This window comes from Pseudomonas sp. RIT-PI-q, assembly GCF_001297125.1.
In the GTDB taxonomy this organism is placed as follows: Bacteria; Pseudomonadota; Gammaproteobacteria; order Pseudomonadales; family Pseudomonadaceae; genus Aquipseudomonas.
This window is the reverse complement of sequence record NZ_LHPC01000077.1, coordinates 20,156-36,324: the sequence shown is the minus strand read 5'-3', so window position 1 is coordinate 36,324 and position 16,169 is coordinate 20,156. Positions and strand designations below refer to the sequence as shown.

Here is a 16,169-nt window from a genome sequence, read left to right as displayed (position 1 = left end):
CCCCCGGCCTGCGGCCGGGGATCGCGGGCAAGCCCGCTCCCACAGGGATCGCAGTGTGTCAGCCGATCCGGTATTGCATGTCTTACAGGCCTTGTTTCAGGCTCGCTACCAGGTATTCGTCGATGTCGCCGTCGAGCACCTTGTCGCAGTCGCTGCGTTCGATGTTAGTGCGCAAATCCTTGATTCGCGACGCATCGAGTACATACGAGCGGATCTGGTGACCCCAGCCGATGTCCGACTTGGTGTCTTCCAGGGCCTGGGAGGCGGCGTTGCGTTTCTGCACTTCCTGCTCGTACAAGCGCGCCCGCAACATTTTCATCGCGGTGTCTTTGTTGGCGTGCTGGGAGCGTTCGTTCTGGCAGCTGACCACGGTGTTGGTCGGTACGTGAGTAATCCGTACGGCCGAGTCGGTGGTGTTTACGTGCTGACCACCGGCACCGGAGGAGCGGTAGGTATCGATGCGCAGGTCCGACGGGTTGATGTCGATTTCGATGTTGTCATCGATTTCCGGCGACACGAACACGGCCGAGAACGAGGTGTGGCGGCGGTTGCCGGAGTCGTACGGGCTTTTACGCACCAGACGGTGCACGCCGATTTCGGTACGCAACCAGCCAAAGGCGTATTCGCCCTTGATGTGGACCGTGGCGCCCTTGATCCCGGCGACTTCACCGGCCGACAGTTCCATGATGGTCGCGTCGAAACCGCGTTTGTCAGCCCAACGCAGGTACATGCGCAGCAGGATGTTGGCCCAGTCCTGGGCCTCGGTACCGCCGGAGCCGGCCTGGATGTCCAGGTAGGCGTTGTTGGCGTCCATTTCACCGCTGAACATGCGACGGAATTCGAGTTTTTCCAGGGATTCGCGCAGACGCTCGACTTCGGCGGCGACGTCATCGACGGCAGCCTGGTCTTCTTCCTCTGCGGACATCAGCAGCAGGTCTTTGGCGTCGGCCAGGCCAGTGTGCATTTCGTCGAGGGTTTCGACGATCTGCGCCAGCAGGGACCGCTCGCGGCCCAGTTCCTGAGCGTACGACGGGTTGTTCCAGACAGCCGGATCTTCAAGCTCGCGATTGACTTCAGTCAGACGCTCATGCTTTTGATCGTAGTCAAAGATACCCCCGAATAGTTTCGGAGCGCTCGGACAGGTCCTTGATACTGTTAAGGATCGGGTTGATTTCCATGGCGGGCAGCACTCGTTGGCGAACTTTTGAAAGCCGGCGAGTATACCGTAATCAGGCTGTCACGGCAGCCCGCTTGGCGGCTTTAAGGGCGAATGGTTTTTGCCGGAACACCGCGAAACCCTTGTAGCAGCTGTCGAGCCTGCGAGGCTGCGTTCGGCGGCGCAGCCGTCGTAAAACCGGACAACGCGGTCGTTCAGGAGAACCGCGTGCGCAGGGGTGGCGAGGACTTCGTCCTCGAACGCAGCCTCGCAGGCTCGACAGCTGCTACAGGGCGCGGTTTTTTCAGGAGCACCGCAGACGCAGCCTCGCGGGCTCGACAGCTGCTACAGGAGCGTAGTTCAGCAGTGGTTATTCGATGCCGACCTGATTCCGCCCATTGTTCTTCGCCAGGTACAGCCCTTTGTCCGCCGCCGAAATCAATTGACGGCAATCGCCGCCCGGTTGCGGGGTCATGGTCGACAAGCCGATGCTGATGGTCAGGATCGAACCTTCAACCGGGAATATGTGCGGAATTTTCAGCGCCGCCACGGTTTGGCGCAGTTTTTCCGCCACCAGCCGGGCACCGCCCAGCGACGTATTGGGCAGCACCAGGGCGAATTCTTCACCGCCGTAACGGGCCGGCAGGTCCGAAGGGCGGGCGCTGGCGTCACGGATGGCTGTGGCCACTTTGCGCAAGGCTTCATCGCCTTCAAGGTGGCCGAAGCTGTCGTTGTAGGACTTGAAGTAGTCCACATCGATCATCAGCAACGACAATTGGCTCTGGTCACGCAGTGAGCGTCGCCACTCAAGCTCCAGGTATTCATCGAAATGCCGACGGTTCGACAGCCCGGTCAGGCCGTCCGAGTTCATCAGGCGTTGCAGCACCAGGTTGGTGTCGAGCAACTGCTGCTGGCTGACCCGCAACGCCCGATAAGCCGCATCACGCTGCAGCAAGGTCATGTAGGAACGCGAGTGATAGCGGATGCGCGCCACCAGTTCGATATTGTCCGGCAGTTTCACCAGGTAGTCGTTGGCTCCGGCGGCGAACGCTGCACTCTTGATCAGCGGGTCTTCCTTGGTCGACAGGACAATGATCGGAATGTCCTTGGTCGCCGGGTGGTTGCGGTACTCGCGCACCAGCGTCAAACCGTCCAGGCCGGGCATCACCAGGTCCTGGAGAATCACCGTCGGCTTGATGCGGATCGCCTGGGCGATGGCCTGATGCGGGTCGGCGCAGAAATGGAAGTCGATATTGTCTTCATTCGACAGCCCCCGTCGCACGGCCTCGCCGATCATCGCCTGATCGTCCACCAATAACACCATCGCGGCGTTTTCGTCGGTTTTGAAGCCGTCGATCTGTAAGTCATTCATGTGCAGTCACCTGAGTACTACTTGGGCCAGGATTGCTGTGAAAATTGATCATTTTGGGAATATCTCCAGCAATCGTGGCGCTATCTTGTCCAGTGGTCGAACTTCGACGGCAGCGTCGATGGCCGCTGCCGCTTTGGGCATTCCGTACACAGCGCTGCTGTTCTGATCCTGAGCGATGGTCAGGTAACCTTGCTGGCGCATGAGTTTAAGCCCCTGCGCGCCATCGCGTCCCATGCCGGTGAGCAAAACACCCACGGCGTCACCGCTCCAGTAATGGGCCACGCTCTCGAAAAACACATCGATCGACGGCCGATAGATCTCGTTGACCGGTTCGGCGGTGTAGGCCAGCGTGCCGTTTTTCAACAAACGAATATGGTGGTTGGTGCCGGCCAGCAGGACCGTGCCGCTTTGTGGCGGCTCGCCTTCCTGAGCCAGACGAACATTCAGGCCGCTGGCACTGCTCAGCCATTCGGCCATGCCAGCGGCGAATACCTGATCGACGTGCTGCACCAGCACGATTGCCGCCGAAAAATCCCGTGGCAAGCCTTTGAGCAATATTTCCAGCGCTGCCGGGCCGCCAGCGGACGAACCGATGGCCACCAGGCGCTGGCGCGAGGCCGAACTGCGCAGCGGCGCCGGTGCCGAGCGCTCGCGATTGCCACGGTCACCGATCAGCCAGCCGATGTTGATGATTTTGCGCAGTAACGGCGCGGCCGCTTCCTGCGCATTGCCGGCACCGAGCGCCGGCGTATCGACCACGTCCAGCGCGCCATGGCCCATGGCTTCGAACACGCGGTGCACATTCTGCTGCCGGTCGACGGTGACAATCACAATGGCGCACGGGGTCTCGGCCATGATTCGCCGGGTCGCCTCGACGCCGTCCATCACCGGCATGATCAAGTCCATCAGGATCAGGTCCGGGGTGAATTCGGCGCAACGTTGCACCGCCTCGGCGCCGTTGCTGGCCACCCAGACCACCTCGTGCGCCGGTTCGAAGGCCAAAGCGCGGCGCAGGGCCTCTACGGCCATGGGCATGTCGTTGACGATTGCGATTTTCATGCCCGCGCTCCTCCGATGAGCTCAACCACTGCATCGAGCAGGGCGTCGTCATGAAAACTGGCTTTGGCTAGATAATAGTCGGCTCCGGCGTCCAGTCCACGACGACGGTCCTCTTCTCGATCCTTGTAGGACACCACCATAACCGGTAGCGATTGCAATCGATTGTCCCGGCGCAACAAAGACACCAGTTCGATACCGTCCATGCGTGGCATGTCGATGTCAGTGATCAGCAGATCAAAATCCTCCGAACGCAGGGCATTCCAGCCATCCATGCCGTCCACCGCGACCGCGACATCGTAGCCGCGGTTGAGCAACAGCTTGCGCTGCAACTCGCGCACAGTCAGGGAATCGTCGACCACCAGGATCCGCTTGCGCGCGGCTTCCACGACCTGGTTGCTGTGGCGGGCAATCCGCTCCAGACGCCCGGTATTGAGCAGTTTGTCCACCGAACGCAGCATGTCTTCGACGTCGACGATCAGCACCACCGAGCCGTCATCGAGCAACGCCCCGGCGGAAATGTCCTGGACCTTGCCCAGACGCTCATCCAGCGGCAATACCACCAGCGTGCGCTCGCCAATGAAACGCTCGACCGCCACGCCGTAGATCGCCTCGCGCTCGCGGATCACCACGACTTTGAGGGTTTGCGGGCTGTTTTGGCTCGCCGGACGCTGCAACAGTTGACTGGCCGCCACCAGCCCGACATGCCGGCCTTCGTACCAGAAATGCTGGCGACCTTCGACCTGAACGATGTCCGCCGGCTCCAGGTCGCACATACGCTCGATGTGCGCCAGCGGGAAGGCATACGCCTCGTCACCGACTTCCACCACCAGGCTGCGCACCACCGACAGGGTCAGCGGCACTTCGAGATGGAAGCGGCTGCCCTCGCCCGCCGTCTGCTCCAGCACCACCGCGCCGCGTACTTGCCGGACCATGTGCTGAACCGCGTCCAGGCCGACGCCGCGCCCGGAGACTTCGGTGACTGTATCCCGCAGGCTGAAGCCCGGCAGGAACAGGAAGGTCAGCAGTTCTTCTTCGCTCAACTGCGCGGCGGTTTCGGCTGGCGACAATTGGCGCTCGATGATGCTGCGGCGGACCTTTTCCAGGTCGACGCCATGGCCGTCATCGCTCAGCTCCAGCACCAGCAATCCGGCCTGATGCGAGGCGCGCAGGCGAATCAGCCCTTCAGCCGGCTTGCCGGCCAACAGCCGTTGCTCCGGCGATTCGATGCCATGGTCGACGGCGTTGCGCAGCAGGTGCGTCAGCGGTGCTTCGAGTTTTTCCAGCACGTCGCGATCGACTTGGGTCTTTTCGCCCTCGATCTCCAGCCGCACTTGCTTGCCAAGACTGCGGCCGAGGTCGCGGACCATCCGCACTTGCCCGGTCAACACATCGGCAAACGGCCGCATGCGACAGGCCAGCGCCGTGTCGTACAACACCTGCGCCCGTTGACTGGCCTGCCAGGCGAACTCATCCAGTTCGGCGTTTTTTTCCACCAGCAGCTGTTGGGCTTCCGCCAACAACCGGCGGGCATCATCGAGGGCTTCCTGTGCTTCCAGGCTCAAGGCAAGATCCTTGAGGTGGACGTTGAGGTTTTCCAGGGCCCGCAGGCCATTGTTCTGCATGCGTTTGAGGCGCTGCATGGTGGCCAGGTGCGGCTTGAGCCGCAGGGTTTCCACCAGGGATTTACTCGACAGGTCGAGCAGGCTATTCAAACGTTCGGCGGTGACCCGCAATACGCGTTCGCCGTTTTCGGTGGTGCGCTTGTTCTTGCTCGGCTCGGCAACCGGGGTCGGCCCTTCGACAACGGGTGCGGGCGCCTCGGGCTCGGGCGCGGACATGAAGGGCGCTATCGGCGTGCTGATCGGCGCGGCCAGCGCCAAGGGATCGAGCAGCCGCGCCATCAGGGCCACGTAGGCCTCGATGTCTGCTGGCACGGGATTGTTGTTCGGCGTCGCGATGCGCATCAGCAGATCGGTGCCTTGCAACAACGCATCGATGTGCTCGGGGCGCAGATACAGGCGCCCTTCCTGGGCACTGACCAGGCAATCTTCCATCACATGGGCCACGCTGACCCCGGCATCGACCCCGACGATCCGCGCCGCGCCCTTGAGCGAGTGCGCCGCGCGCATGCACGACTCGAGGTGATCGGCCTGGGTCGGATCGCGCTCAAGCGCCAGCAGCCCCGCGCTCAGCACTTGGGTCTGAGCCTCGGCTTCGAGGCTGAACAGTTCCAGCAAAGAGGCGTCGCGCATTTGCTCGGGGGTCATGTGAGGCTCCGGGTCACGGCGGACAGCAACTGGTCTGCATCCAGCCAACGCAGGCTGCGTCCTTTGAATTGCAACACGCCACGGGTGTATTTGGCGCTGGCCTGCGCGCCAGATCGGGAGGCGGCATCGAGGATGCGCTCGTCGATGGCATGAATCCCGTCCACTTCGTCGACCGGCACCACCACCGGCCCGCCGTGGGCAGCAATGATCAGCATCCGCGGCATGACTCGCGCGCCGGACGCCACGCTGCTGACGCCATCGAGCCCCAGCAACTCGACCAAAGACAGGCACGCCACCAGGGCGCCGCGCACATTCGCCACACCGAGCAAGGCCCGGGAGCGTTGATGCGGCAAGGAGTGAATTGCCTGCAACGGCGCCACTTCCACCAGGCTGCGCGTCGCCAGACCGAGCCATTCTTCGCCGAGACGGAACATCAACAGCGAGCGGGTTTTCACTTCGCTCTCGGCCACGGTGGACACTTGCCCGCGGTCTTCCTGCTGCAACGCGTAGCGGTCGAGCAAGCGCGTGGCGGCGGCCGAATACACCGCGCAATTGCGGCAGTGAATATGCTCGATCAGCAGCGGGCAGGACTTGTCGCCGTGGATACCGATGCGGTTCCAGCAATCGTCGATGGCCTCGGCATCGTCATGGGTGAGGCGGAAAGTGTCGGTGGCGTTCATCGTTTACGCTCACTGTCGGCGGCGCGTTCGCTGCGGGCGGCGCGTGCCTGCAAGCGTCTGGCCCCCGCCGTGTCGCCCTGGGATTGCAGCAAGGCAGCCAGGTGCATCAACGCGTCGGGATGTTGCGGCTCGAGGTACAACGCTTTGCGATAAAAACCCTGGGCTTCAAGCGCACTGCCGGCGACATCGCTGAGCAGCCCCAACCAATAGAACACCTGAGCCACCGGTTCGTGGCTGCGTAAATAGCTTTCGCATGCGGCGCGGGCTTCGGCACTTTTGCCTTCGTTGGCGAGGGCGGCGATGTTGGCCAGCAATGTCGCGGCGTCCGAAGCTTTCGGGGTAACGGGTAGCGGTGCAACCGTGGCAAACGGGCGACTGCGCACGGGCGGCGGGGTCACGCTGCGCACCGGTTGGCGCACGGGCAAAGGGGTCGGAACGAAGGCTGGAAGCGGTTCAGGTTCTGGCAAGCTCTGGCGGCTGAAGGCAAAGGACTGCGGGATGCCGATCGATCGCATGCCAAAACGCCCCAGCAGACTGCCCTCGGCCGGGCCGATAAACAGCACGCCATCGACGTGGGTCAGGCGCTTGAGCACTTCGAAGACTTGTTGCTGGGTCGGCTGATCGAAATAGATCAGCAGGTTGCGGCAGAACACGAAGTCGTAAGGTGGTTCGTTGGCCAGTAACGCCGGATCCAGCAAATTACCGACCTGCAAACGCACCTGCTCGAGCACGCGTCCGCTGAGGCGATAGCCATCGCTTTCGGCGGTAAAATGTCGCCCGCGAAAGTCGATGTCCTGGCCCCGCAACGAATTCTTGCCGTACAGCGCGCGCCGGGCTTTTTCCCCCGACAGCGGGCTGACGTCCATCCCTTCGACCTTGAACTGATGCGGCTTGAACCCCGCATCGAGCAGGGCCATGGCAATCGAGTACGGTTCCTCGCCAGTGGAACACGGCAGGCTGAGAATTCGCAGCGCCCGCATGTGGTTGATCTCGGCCAGCCGTTTGGCGGCCAATTTGGCCAGCGTGGCGAAGGATTCCGGGTAACGGAAAAACCAGGTTTCCGGAACGATCACCGCTTCAATCAGCGCCTGTTGCTCATCGTGCGACCCCAGCAAGGTGTGCCAATACTCATCGGCCGTCAGCGCGTTGGACGCGGTGCTGCGCTGGCGTACCGCACGCTCGATGATCGCCGGGCCGACCGAGGTCACATCGAGGCCGATGCGCTCTTTGAGGAAATCGAAAAACCGCTGATCGCTGCTCATGGCCGCTCCTCAAGCAGCGTCAGGTTCATGGGCGGCGACGGGAACAGCAGCACGCGGACCTGATCGTCGAGCAGGTCGGCGACCCGCACCCATTGCAGCAGTCCTTGCGCATCTTCACGCACCGGCCCTAGGTACAGCGCCTGACGGTTATCCAGACCATAGGGCTGAAAGTCCGCCGGGTTGCAGCGCAAGGTATCGGTCGCCTGCTCCAGAATCAGCCCGAGCAATTGCACCGGCGCGGTTTGATCCGCACGGTAATTGACCAGCACCAATCGCGTGCTGGTCCGGGCTTGGGCCGGTTGGCCGAAGGTCAGCGCGCTGAGATCGATCACCGGCACCACTGCGCCGCGATAGGCGAACACCCCGGCAACCCAGTCCGGCGCACGCGGGATCGGTTTCAAGGGCAGGCGCGGCAACACTTCCGCCACCTCGACCGCCTGCAAGGCATAGCGCTCGCTGCCGATGCGGAACACCAGGAACAACGATTGCGCCGCCGGCTTCACGGCGGTGCGTTTGGCCGTGAGTTCGCTCATCAGACTTTGAATCGCGAGACGCCGCTGCGCAGCCCTACGGCCACCTGGCTCAGTTCATCGATGGCAAAACTGGCTTGGCGCAACGATTCGACCGTCTGGCTGCTGGCGTCGCCCAACTGCACCAGCGCGTGGTTGATCTGCTCGGCTCCGGTGGCCTGGGCCTGCATGCCTTCGTTGACCATCAACACCCGCGGCGCCAGCGCCTGCACCTGGTGGATGATCTGCGACAGCTGCTCGCCGACCTGCTGCACCTCGGACATGCCGCGGCGCACTTCTTCGGAGAACTTGTCCATGCCCATGACCCCGGCCGACACTGCCGACTGGATCTCGCGCACCATCTGCTCGATGTCGTAAGTGGCCACGGCAGTCTGGTCCGCCAGTCGCCGCACTTCGGTGGCGACCACGGCAAACCCGCGACCGTATTCACCGGCCTTCTCAGCCTCGATCGCCGCGTTCAGCGACAGCAGATTGGTCTGGTCGGCGACTTTGACGATGGTCACCACCACTTGATTGATGTTGCCGGCCTTCTCGTTGAGGATCGCCAGTTTGGCGTTGACCAGATCCGCCGCGCCCATCACCGAATGCATGGTCTCTTCCATCCGCGCCAGGCCTTGCTGCCCGGAACCGGCGGCCACTGAGGCCTGGTCGGCGGCGGTGGACACTTCGGTCATGGTGCGCACCAGGTCACGGGAGGTGGCGGCGATTTCACGGGATGTCGCACCGATTTCGGTGGTGGTGGCGGCGGTTTCGGTGGCGGTCGCCTGTTGTTGCTTGGAAGTGGCGGCAATCTCGGTGACCGACGTGGTGACCTGCACCGAGGAGCGCTGGGCCTGCGACACCAGGGACGTCAGCTCGGTCATCATGTCGTTGAAGCCGGTTTCCACGGCGCCAAACTCGTCCTTGCGCTCCAGGTTCAGGCGGCCGCTGAGGTCGCCGGTGCGCATGATTTCGAGGATCTGCACGATGCGATTCATCGGCGCCATGATCGCCCGCATCAACAGCAGGCCGCAGAGGCCGGCGGCCAGTACCGCGACCAACAGGGAAATGCCCATGATGATTTTCGCGGTGATCACCGCGTCATCAATGTTTGCCATGTCCTGGTCGGCCACCGCTTTGTTTTCACGGATGATGTCGTTGAGTTTCATGCGGCCCGCTGTCCAAGCCGGGATCAGCTGTTCATTGAACGCCTTGATGGCGTCCGCTTCCTGATTGCGTTTATGCAGGTCGAGCACAGTCGCCAGGGCGTTGTTGTAGTTGGCATGGAGCTTTTCGAAAGCGGCGAACTCGACCTTGTCTTCATCCGTGGTGACGGTGCCGCGATAGTTACTGATCTCCTCTTGCAGACGCGCTTCGAAGTTTTTGTAATCGGCGGCATCTTCAGCACTGATGCCCTGCCCTTGCTTCAAGCCCAGCAGCTCTTGGGTTTGAAGGAAACTGTCGGACCAGGCCCCGCGAATCATCGAGCTGTAATACACCCCGGGAAGCGCGTCGTCACGGACGCTGGCTTCGCTTTCTTCGATTTTCAACAACCGGGAATACGAGACGATAACCATCAGCAGCATGATGGCGATAATTACTGCAAAGCTCGCCAGGATCCGTTGGCGCAACGTCCAGTTTTTCACAGTCATTCCTCGGGGCCATTCAAATGCTGCCGAGTATAGCCGAGGGTGGGGGTGCATCTATCAAGGGTTACGCAGCATTTCTCATCTCTGGCAGAAATAGCCGGGATTGGGGCATTTAGGGGTGTGGTGGAGCTGAGGACGTCTTCGCGGGCAAGCCTCGCTCCTACAGGTTCACACGAAGTCCTGTAGGAGCGAGGCTTGCCCGCGAAGAGGCCCTGAAGACTTACACCGAGGCCTGACGCACCTGTTTCTCCAGCTCAGCCTTCAAACCCGGCTCAAGCTTGAGCTGGCGCGCCAGTTCATCGAGGTAGGACTTTTCCATGAAATTCTCCTCGTCCACCAGCATCACGCTGGCGATGTACATTTCAGCGGCCATTTCCGGGGTGCTGGCGGCGCGAGCCACATCGGTCGGGTCAAGCGGCTTGTTGAGCTCGGCATGCAGCCAGTGTTGCAGCTCCTGATCGTTGTCGAGTTTGGTGAACTCGCCTTCGATCAACGCACGTTCGCGCTCATCGACATGGCCGTCCGCCTTGGCGGCGGCCACCAGGGCCTTGAGAATGGCCTGGCTGTGTTTTTCAACCTGAGCCGCTGGCCCGCGGTCGACGGTTTGCGGTTCGCCCTTTGGCGCAGTGCCCTGCTGGGCCTGCCAGTTGCCGTAAGCCTTATAGGCAATCACGCCCAGCGCCGCGAGGCCGCCGTAGGTCAGAACTTTACCGCCGACACTGCGGCCCTTCTTGCTGCCCAGCAACAGGCCCATGGCGCCAGCCGCCAATGCACCGCCGCCCGCGCCCGAGAGCAGGCTGCCAAGCCCACCCGAGCCGCCACTGCCGCCGAGCAGTCCGCCCAGGCCGCCGCTGGAAGATTTGTTCTGCGTGCCGCCCGCCTTGTTCTGCAACAGGTCCTGGCCGGACTTGAGTAGTTGATCGAGCAATCCACGGGTGTTCATTTGTTGCCTCCACGAAATGGGTTTAACCGACCTTGAGGCCTCCAGCCTAGATCGAAAGTGCCCGGGATCCGGGTGTGAGAGTGCTTCGAGATGTTGCGCTGCGTCATTGCGCTGACCGCAGCACCTCAGAAAAATAGATATACACTCGAACAAATCTATAAAAACCGCCCACCGGGTACTTTCCCCATGATGACCTTGCGTCAGATCCGTCACTTCATCGCCGTGGCCGAGACCGGCTCGATCTCCGCCGCCGCGCAAACCGCGTTCATTTCCCAGTCGACATTGACCCTGGCGATCCAGCAACTGGAGCAGGAAATCGGCGTCGGCCTGTTCAACCGCCACGCCAAGGGCATGACGCTGACACACCAGGGCCACCAGTTCCTGCGCCAGGCCCACCTGATTCTAGCCACCGTCGACAACGCCAAACGCAGCCTCCAGCAGAGCACCGACCAGGTGGCCGGGCAATTGATCGTCGGCGTGACCAGCCTGGTCGCCGGTTACTACCTGGCGGATTTGCTCACCCGTTTCCAGCGCGCGTATCCCAACGTCGAAATCCGCGTGATGGAAGACGAGCGGCCATACATCGAGCATTTGCTGGTCAGCGGCGAAATCGATGTCGGCGTGCTGATCCTCTCCAACCTCGAAGACCGTCACGCCTTGCAGACCGAAGTCCTGACCCATTCGCCCCATCGACTGTGGCTGCCGGCCCAGCATCCCTTGCTGGAGCACGACAGCATCAACCTCGCCGATGTAGCCCGCGAGCCGTTGATTCAGCTGAACGTCGATGAGATGGATCGCAACGCGCGCCGCATGTGGTGCGGTGCCGGCCTGCAGCCGCGCATCACGCTCAAAACCGCCTCGACGGAAGCCGTTCGAAGCCTGGTTGCCGCGGGATTGGGCGTCTCGATCCAGCCCGACATGACCTACCGCCCGTGGTCATTGGAGGGCGACATCATCGAAGCCCGGCCGATTGCCGACCTCAGCCAGACGCTCGACGTCGGCCTGGCCTGGCGCCGAGGCACCGCGCGCCCGGCGCTGGTGGACCCCTTCCTGACCGTCGCCCGCGAACAACCCCACGGCGGACGCAAGCCATCTATTTAATCGAATGCCACCTTCAGTATTTAGTATTTGTCGACCTCGGACCCGCGCACTAGTCTTGTTGTATCTATATAAGACGGCCGGGCCCCAGTCACAGGGAGCAGCATGGCCACACAAGAAAAGAGAACCCGAAAAATGGCTGGCGCGCAGACCCCTTTGTTCACCGCGTTGTTGATTGATGGCGAATTGGTCGCAGGCCAGGGTTTTGTCGAACCGATCCTCAACCCGGCCACCGGTGAAGTGCTGACGCACATTGCCGAAGCCAGCACCGAGCAAGTCGAAGCCGCTATTCTCGCGGCCCATCGCGCCTTTGCCAGTTGGTCGCGGACCACGCCGCAGCAACGCTCGAACCTGTTGCTGGACATCGCCAACGCCATCGAAAAAAACGCCGACCTCCTCGCCCGCCTCGAATCGCTGAACTGCGGCAAGCCGTTGCACCTGGCGCGCCAGGACGATTTGAGCGCCACGGTCGATGTTTTCCGCTTCTTCGCCGGGGCCGTGCGTTGCCAGACCGGCCAGCTCAGCGGTGAATACCTGCCCGGTTACACCAGCATGGTCAGGCGCGATCCGATTGGTGTGGTGGCATCGATTGCGCCGTGGAACTACCCGATCATGATGGCCGCGTGGAAAATCGCCCCGGCCCTGGCCGCTGGCAACACCCTGGTCTTCAAGCCGTCGGAACATACGCCGCTGTCGATCCTGGCCCTGGCGCCGGCGCTGGCGGAAATCCTGCCACGCGGCGTGATCAATATCGTCTGCGGTGGCGGCGAAGGCGTTGGCAGCCACTTGGTCAGCCACCCGAAAGTGCGCATGGTGTCGTTGACCGGCGACATCGTCACCGGGCAGAAAATCCTCCAGGCCGCAGCGAAAACCCTGAAACGCACGCACCTCGAACTCGGCGGCAAGGCTCCGGTGATCGTCTGCAACGACGCGGACATTCAAGCGGTGGTCGAAGGTGTGCGCACCTACGGTTATTACAACGCCGGGCAGGATTGCACCGCGGCGTGCCGGGTTTATGCACAGGCCGGGATTCACGACCGCCTGGTGGCTGAACTCGGCGCGGCAGTCAGCAGCCTGCGCTTCGCCGGCAAGCGTGACGCCGACAACGAAATCGGCCCGCTGATCAGCACCCGCCAGCGCGATCGCGTGGCCAGTTTCGTCGAACGCGCCCTCGGCCAGCCGCACATCGAACGGGTGACCGGTGCGGCGGTGCATTCCGGCGCCGGCTTCTATTACCAGCCGACCTTGCTGGCGGGTTGCAAACAGAGCGATGAGATCGTCCAGCGTGAAGTGTTCGGGCCGGTGGTCACCGTGACCCGCTTCGATGGACTGGAACAAGCGGTGGACTGGGCCAACGATTCGGAATACGGCCTCGCCTCCTCGATCTGGACCCAGAACCTCGACAAAGCCATGCAGGTCGCGGCGCGCTTGCAGTACGGCTGCACCTGGATCAACAGCCATTTCATGCTGGTCAGCGAAATGCCCCACGGCGGCCTGAAGCGTTCGGGCTACGGCAAAGACTTATCCAGCGATTCGCTTCAGGACTACAGCGTGGTGCGGCACATCATGGCCCGCCACGGCCAGCATTTGTAAAAGCGCACTACGCTAACAATTAGCCGTAACGGCATTGGTATTGAAACGTCAGAACACCGCGATCCCCTGTAGGAGCTGGCTTGCCAGCGAAGGCGCCCGCAAAAACACCACAAGGCTTGAAGGCCTCTTCGCCGGCAAACCGGCTCCTACAGGACCGTGTTCACAACGTTGCAACCACGTTCACAACTGCCCCGACCATAATTAAAGAAGAGGGAATTCCCATGTTCGTGCACAAGACCGCACTGCTCAGTGCAATCACCACTGCATTGCTCGCCAGTGCCAGTATCCAGGCCGCCGAACCGCTGAAAGCTGTCGGCGCTGGCGAAGGTCAACTGGATATCGTGGCCTGGCCTGGCTACATCGAACGTGGCGAAAGCGACAAGGCCTATGACTGGGTCACCGGTTTCGAGAAAGAAACCGGCTGCAAGGTCAACGTCAAGACCGCCGCGACCTCGGATGAAATGGTCAGCCTGATGGCCAAGGGCGGTTATGACCTGGTGACCGCGTCCGGCGACGCTTCCCTGCGACTGATCGTCGGCAAGCGTGTGCAGCCGATCAACACGTCGTTGATTCCGAACTGGAAGAACATTGACCCGCGCCTCAAGGACGGCCCCTGGTACGTCGTCAATAAACAAACCTACGGCACGCCCTATCAATGGGGCCCGAACGTGCTGATGTACAACACCAATGTATTCAAGACCGCGCCGGACAGCTGGAGCGTGGTGTTCGAAGAGCAGACCCTGCCGGACGGTAAGTCCAACAAGGGCCGGGTTCAGGCGTACGACGGCCCGATCTACATCGCCGATGCGGCGCTGTACCTCAAGTCGACCCATCCGGAACTGGGCATCAAGAACCCCTACGAGCTCAACGAAACCCAGTACAAAGCGGCGCTGGACCTGCTGCGCAAGCAACAACCGTTGATCCACCGCTACTGGCATGACGCGACCGTGCAGATGAGCGACGTCAAGAACGAAGGCGTGGTGGCATCCAGCACCTGGGGCTACATGGTCAACGGCCTGGTGGCCGACAAGCAGCCGGTGGCTTCGGTGATTCCCAAAGAAGGCGCTACGGGCTGGGTGGACACCACGATGATGCACGTCGAGGCCAAGCACCCCAACTGTGCCTACAAGTGGATGGACTGGTCGCTGCAACCGAAAGTGCAAGGTGACGTGTCGGCGTGGTTCGGCGCATTGCCGGCAGTGCCTGAAGGTTGCAAGGCCAGTGAACTGCTGGGCGCTGAAGGGTGTGCGGCCAATGGTTACGACCAATTCGCCAACCTGGCCTTCTGGAAAACCCCGCAGGCCGAAGGCGGCAAGTTCGTGCCGTACAGCCGCTGGACCCAGGATTACATCGCGATCATGGGCGGCAGATAACCCTTCATAAGATCAAAAGATCGCAGCCTTCGGCAGCTCCTACACCGACGGCATGCACCGCAAATACAGCGCCCTGCACAAATCCTGTAGGAGCTGCCGCAGGCTGCGATCTTTTCACGGCATACCCGATTTACTTGATAGAAAGCGCGCCTTTTCGGAGCACCGCACCATGACGCTTGCAGTCCAGTTCACCAACGTTTCCCGTCAGTTCGGCGAAGTGAAAGCCGTCGACCGGGTTTCCATCGACATCCAGGACGGCGAGTTCTTCTCCATGCTGGGCCCTTCCGGCTCGGGCAAAACCACCTGCCTGCGCCTGATCGCCGGTTTCGAACAACCCAGCGCAGGCTCCATCCGAATTCACGGCGAGGAAGCCGCCGGGCTGCCGCCGTACCAGCGTGACGTCAACACCGTATTCCAGGATTACGCGTTGTTCCCGCACATGAACGTCCTCGACAACGTTGCCTACGGTCTGAAAGTCAAAGGCGTCGGCAAGGCCGAGCGCAACAAGCGCGCCGAAGAAGCCCTCGACATGGTCGCCCTCGGCGGCTACGGCGAGCGCAAACCGGTGCAATTGTCCGGTGGCCAGCGCCAACGTGTGGCCCTGGCCCGCGCCTTGGTCAATCGCCCGCGCGTATTGCTGCTCGATGAACCGCTCGGGGCTCTGGACTTGAAACTGCGCGAGCAAATGCAGAGTGAACTGAAGAAGCTGCAACGTCAGCTCGGCATCACCTTCATCTTCGTCACCCATGACCAGACCGAAGCACTGTCGATGTCCGACCGCGTGGCGGTGTTCAACAAGGGGCGCATCGAGCAAGTCGATACGCCGCGCAATCTCTACATGAAACCGGCGACCACCTTCGTCGCCGAATTCGTCGGCACCTCCAACGTGATTCGCGGCGATCTGGCGAAGCAGTTGAGCGGCAATCCACAGCCGTTTTCGATTCGCCCGGAACACGTGCGTTTCGCCGAAGGCCCGCTGGCCAGTCACGAGATCGAAGTCAGCGGTCTGCTCCACGACATCCAGTACCAGGGCAGCGCCACGCGCTATGAAGTGAAACTGGAAAACGGCCAGACCCTGAACATCAGCCAGGCCAACGTGCAGTGGCTGGACGTCAGCGCGCAACACCAGACCGGCCAACGCATCAGCGCACGCTGGGCACGGGAAGCCATGATCCCGCTGCACGACAACATTGTCGGCGGGGTGTGAG

13 protein-coding genes are annotated in these 16,169 nt (G+C 61.9%); 4 read left to right on the top strand and 9 right to left on the bottom strand.

Annotated features, from left to right (window positions below; translation table 11 throughout):
- Window positions 1-82: 82 nt before the first annotated feature.
- The 9 genes from prfB to AEQ67_RS31910 all read right to left on the bottom strand — a co-directional run bounded on the left by prfB (window position 83) and on the right by AEQ67_RS31910 (window position 10,897).
- Window positions 83-1,178, bottom strand: a protein-coding gene (gene prfB, locus AEQ67_RS31950) for a peptide chain release factor 2 (RefSeq protein ID WP_152974944.1) whose coding sequence is annotated in 2 segments (ribosomal slippage) — window positions 83-1,105 and window positions 1,107-1,178 — 1,095 coding nt in all. Because the reading frame shifts where the segments join, the coding sequence is not laid out codon by codon here.
- A 348-nt stretch (window positions 1,179-1,526) separates the two neighbouring features.
- The gene (locus AEQ67_RS31945; protein ID WP_059407725.1) at window positions 1,527-2,528 is read right to left on the bottom strand and encodes a response regulator; all 1,002 of its coding nucleotides are present in this window, start codon (window positions 2,526-2,528) and stop codon (window positions 1,527-1,529) included.
- A gap of 48 nt (window positions 2,529-2,576) precedes the next feature.
- On the bottom strand, window positions 2,577-3,587 hold the full coding sequence (locus AEQ67_RS31940; protein ID WP_059407723.1) for a chemotaxis response regulator protein-glutamate methylesterase: 1,011 nt from the start codon (window positions 3,585-3,587) through the stop codon (window positions 2,577-2,579).
- Window positions 3,584-5,854 carry a hybrid sensor histidine kinase/response regulator gene (locus AEQ67_RS31935; RefSeq protein ID WP_059407722.1) on the bottom strand — a complete coding sequence of 757 codons (2,271 nt, stop codon included), beginning with the start codon at window positions 5,852-5,854 and terminating at the stop codon, window positions 3,584-3,586. The genes AEQ67_RS31940 and AEQ67_RS31935 overlap by 4 nt, the downstream gene beginning before the upstream one ends.
- Entirely contained in the window at window positions 5,851-6,534 is a 684-nt protein-coding gene (locus tag AEQ67_RS31930) for a chemotaxis protein CheW (protein ID WP_059407721.1), read from the bottom strand. Before AEQ67_RS31930 ends, AEQ67_RS31935 begins: the two co-directional genes overlap by 4 nt.
- Window positions 6,531-7,796: a CheR family methyltransferase gene (locus tag AEQ67_RS31925; protein WP_059407720.1), complete on the bottom strand. Its 1,266-nt coding sequence runs from the start codon at window positions 7,794-7,796 to the stop codon at window positions 6,531-6,533. Before AEQ67_RS31925 ends, AEQ67_RS31930 begins: the two co-directional genes overlap by 4 nt.
- On the bottom strand, window positions 7,793-8,329 hold the full coding sequence (locus AEQ67_RS31920; protein WP_059407719.1) for a chemotaxis protein CheW: 537 nt from the start codon (window positions 8,327-8,329) through the stop codon (window positions 7,793-7,795). The genes AEQ67_RS31925 and AEQ67_RS31920 overlap by 4 nt, the downstream gene beginning before the upstream one ends.
- Complete coding sequence (locus AEQ67_RS31915; RefSeq protein WP_059407718.1) at window positions 8,329-9,951, bottom strand: methyl-accepting chemotaxis protein; 1,623 nt, start codon at window positions 9,949-9,951, stop codon at window positions 8,329-8,331. The genes AEQ67_RS31920 and AEQ67_RS31915 overlap by 1 nt, the downstream gene beginning before the upstream one ends.
- Window positions 9,952-10,174: 223 nt before the next feature.
- On the bottom strand, window positions 10,175-10,897 hold the full coding sequence (locus tag AEQ67_RS31910) for a tellurite resistance TerB family protein (protein ID WP_059407717.1): 723 nt from the start codon (window positions 10,895-10,897) through the stop codon (window positions 10,175-10,177).
- A gap of 186 nt (window positions 10,898-11,083) precedes the next feature.
- Here AEQ67_RS31910 and AEQ67_RS31905 point away from each other — a divergent pair, with 186 nt between their 5' ends.
- The 4 genes from AEQ67_RS31905 (at window position 11,084) to AEQ67_RS31890 (ending at window position 16,168) form a co-directional block, all read left to right on the top strand.
- Window positions 11,084-11,998, top strand: coding sequence for a LysR family transcriptional regulator (locus AEQ67_RS31905; RefSeq protein WP_059407716.1), 915 nt, complete (start codon window positions 11,084-11,086; stop codon window positions 11,996-11,998).
- 132 nt (window positions 11,999-12,130) lie between these two features.
- Window positions 12,131-13,588, top strand: coding sequence for a gamma-aminobutyraldehyde dehydrogenase (locus AEQ67_RS31900; RefSeq protein WP_059407715.1), 1,458 nt, complete (start codon window positions 12,131-12,133; stop codon window positions 13,586-13,588).
- Between the two features lie 221 nt (window positions 13,589-13,809).
- Entirely contained in the window at window positions 13,810-14,961 is a 1,152-nt protein-coding gene (ydcS, locus tag AEQ67_RS31895; RefSeq protein WP_059407714.1) for a putative ABC transporter substrate-binding protein YdcS, read from the top strand.
- A gap of 169 nt (window positions 14,962-15,130) precedes the next feature.
- Window positions 15,131-16,168 (top strand): ABC transporter ATP-binding protein, encoded by a 1,038-nt coding sequence (locus AEQ67_RS31890; protein WP_059407713.1) that lies wholly within the window; start codon window positions 15,131-15,133, stop codon window positions 16,166-16,168.
- Window position 16,169: the final 1 nt, after the last annotated feature.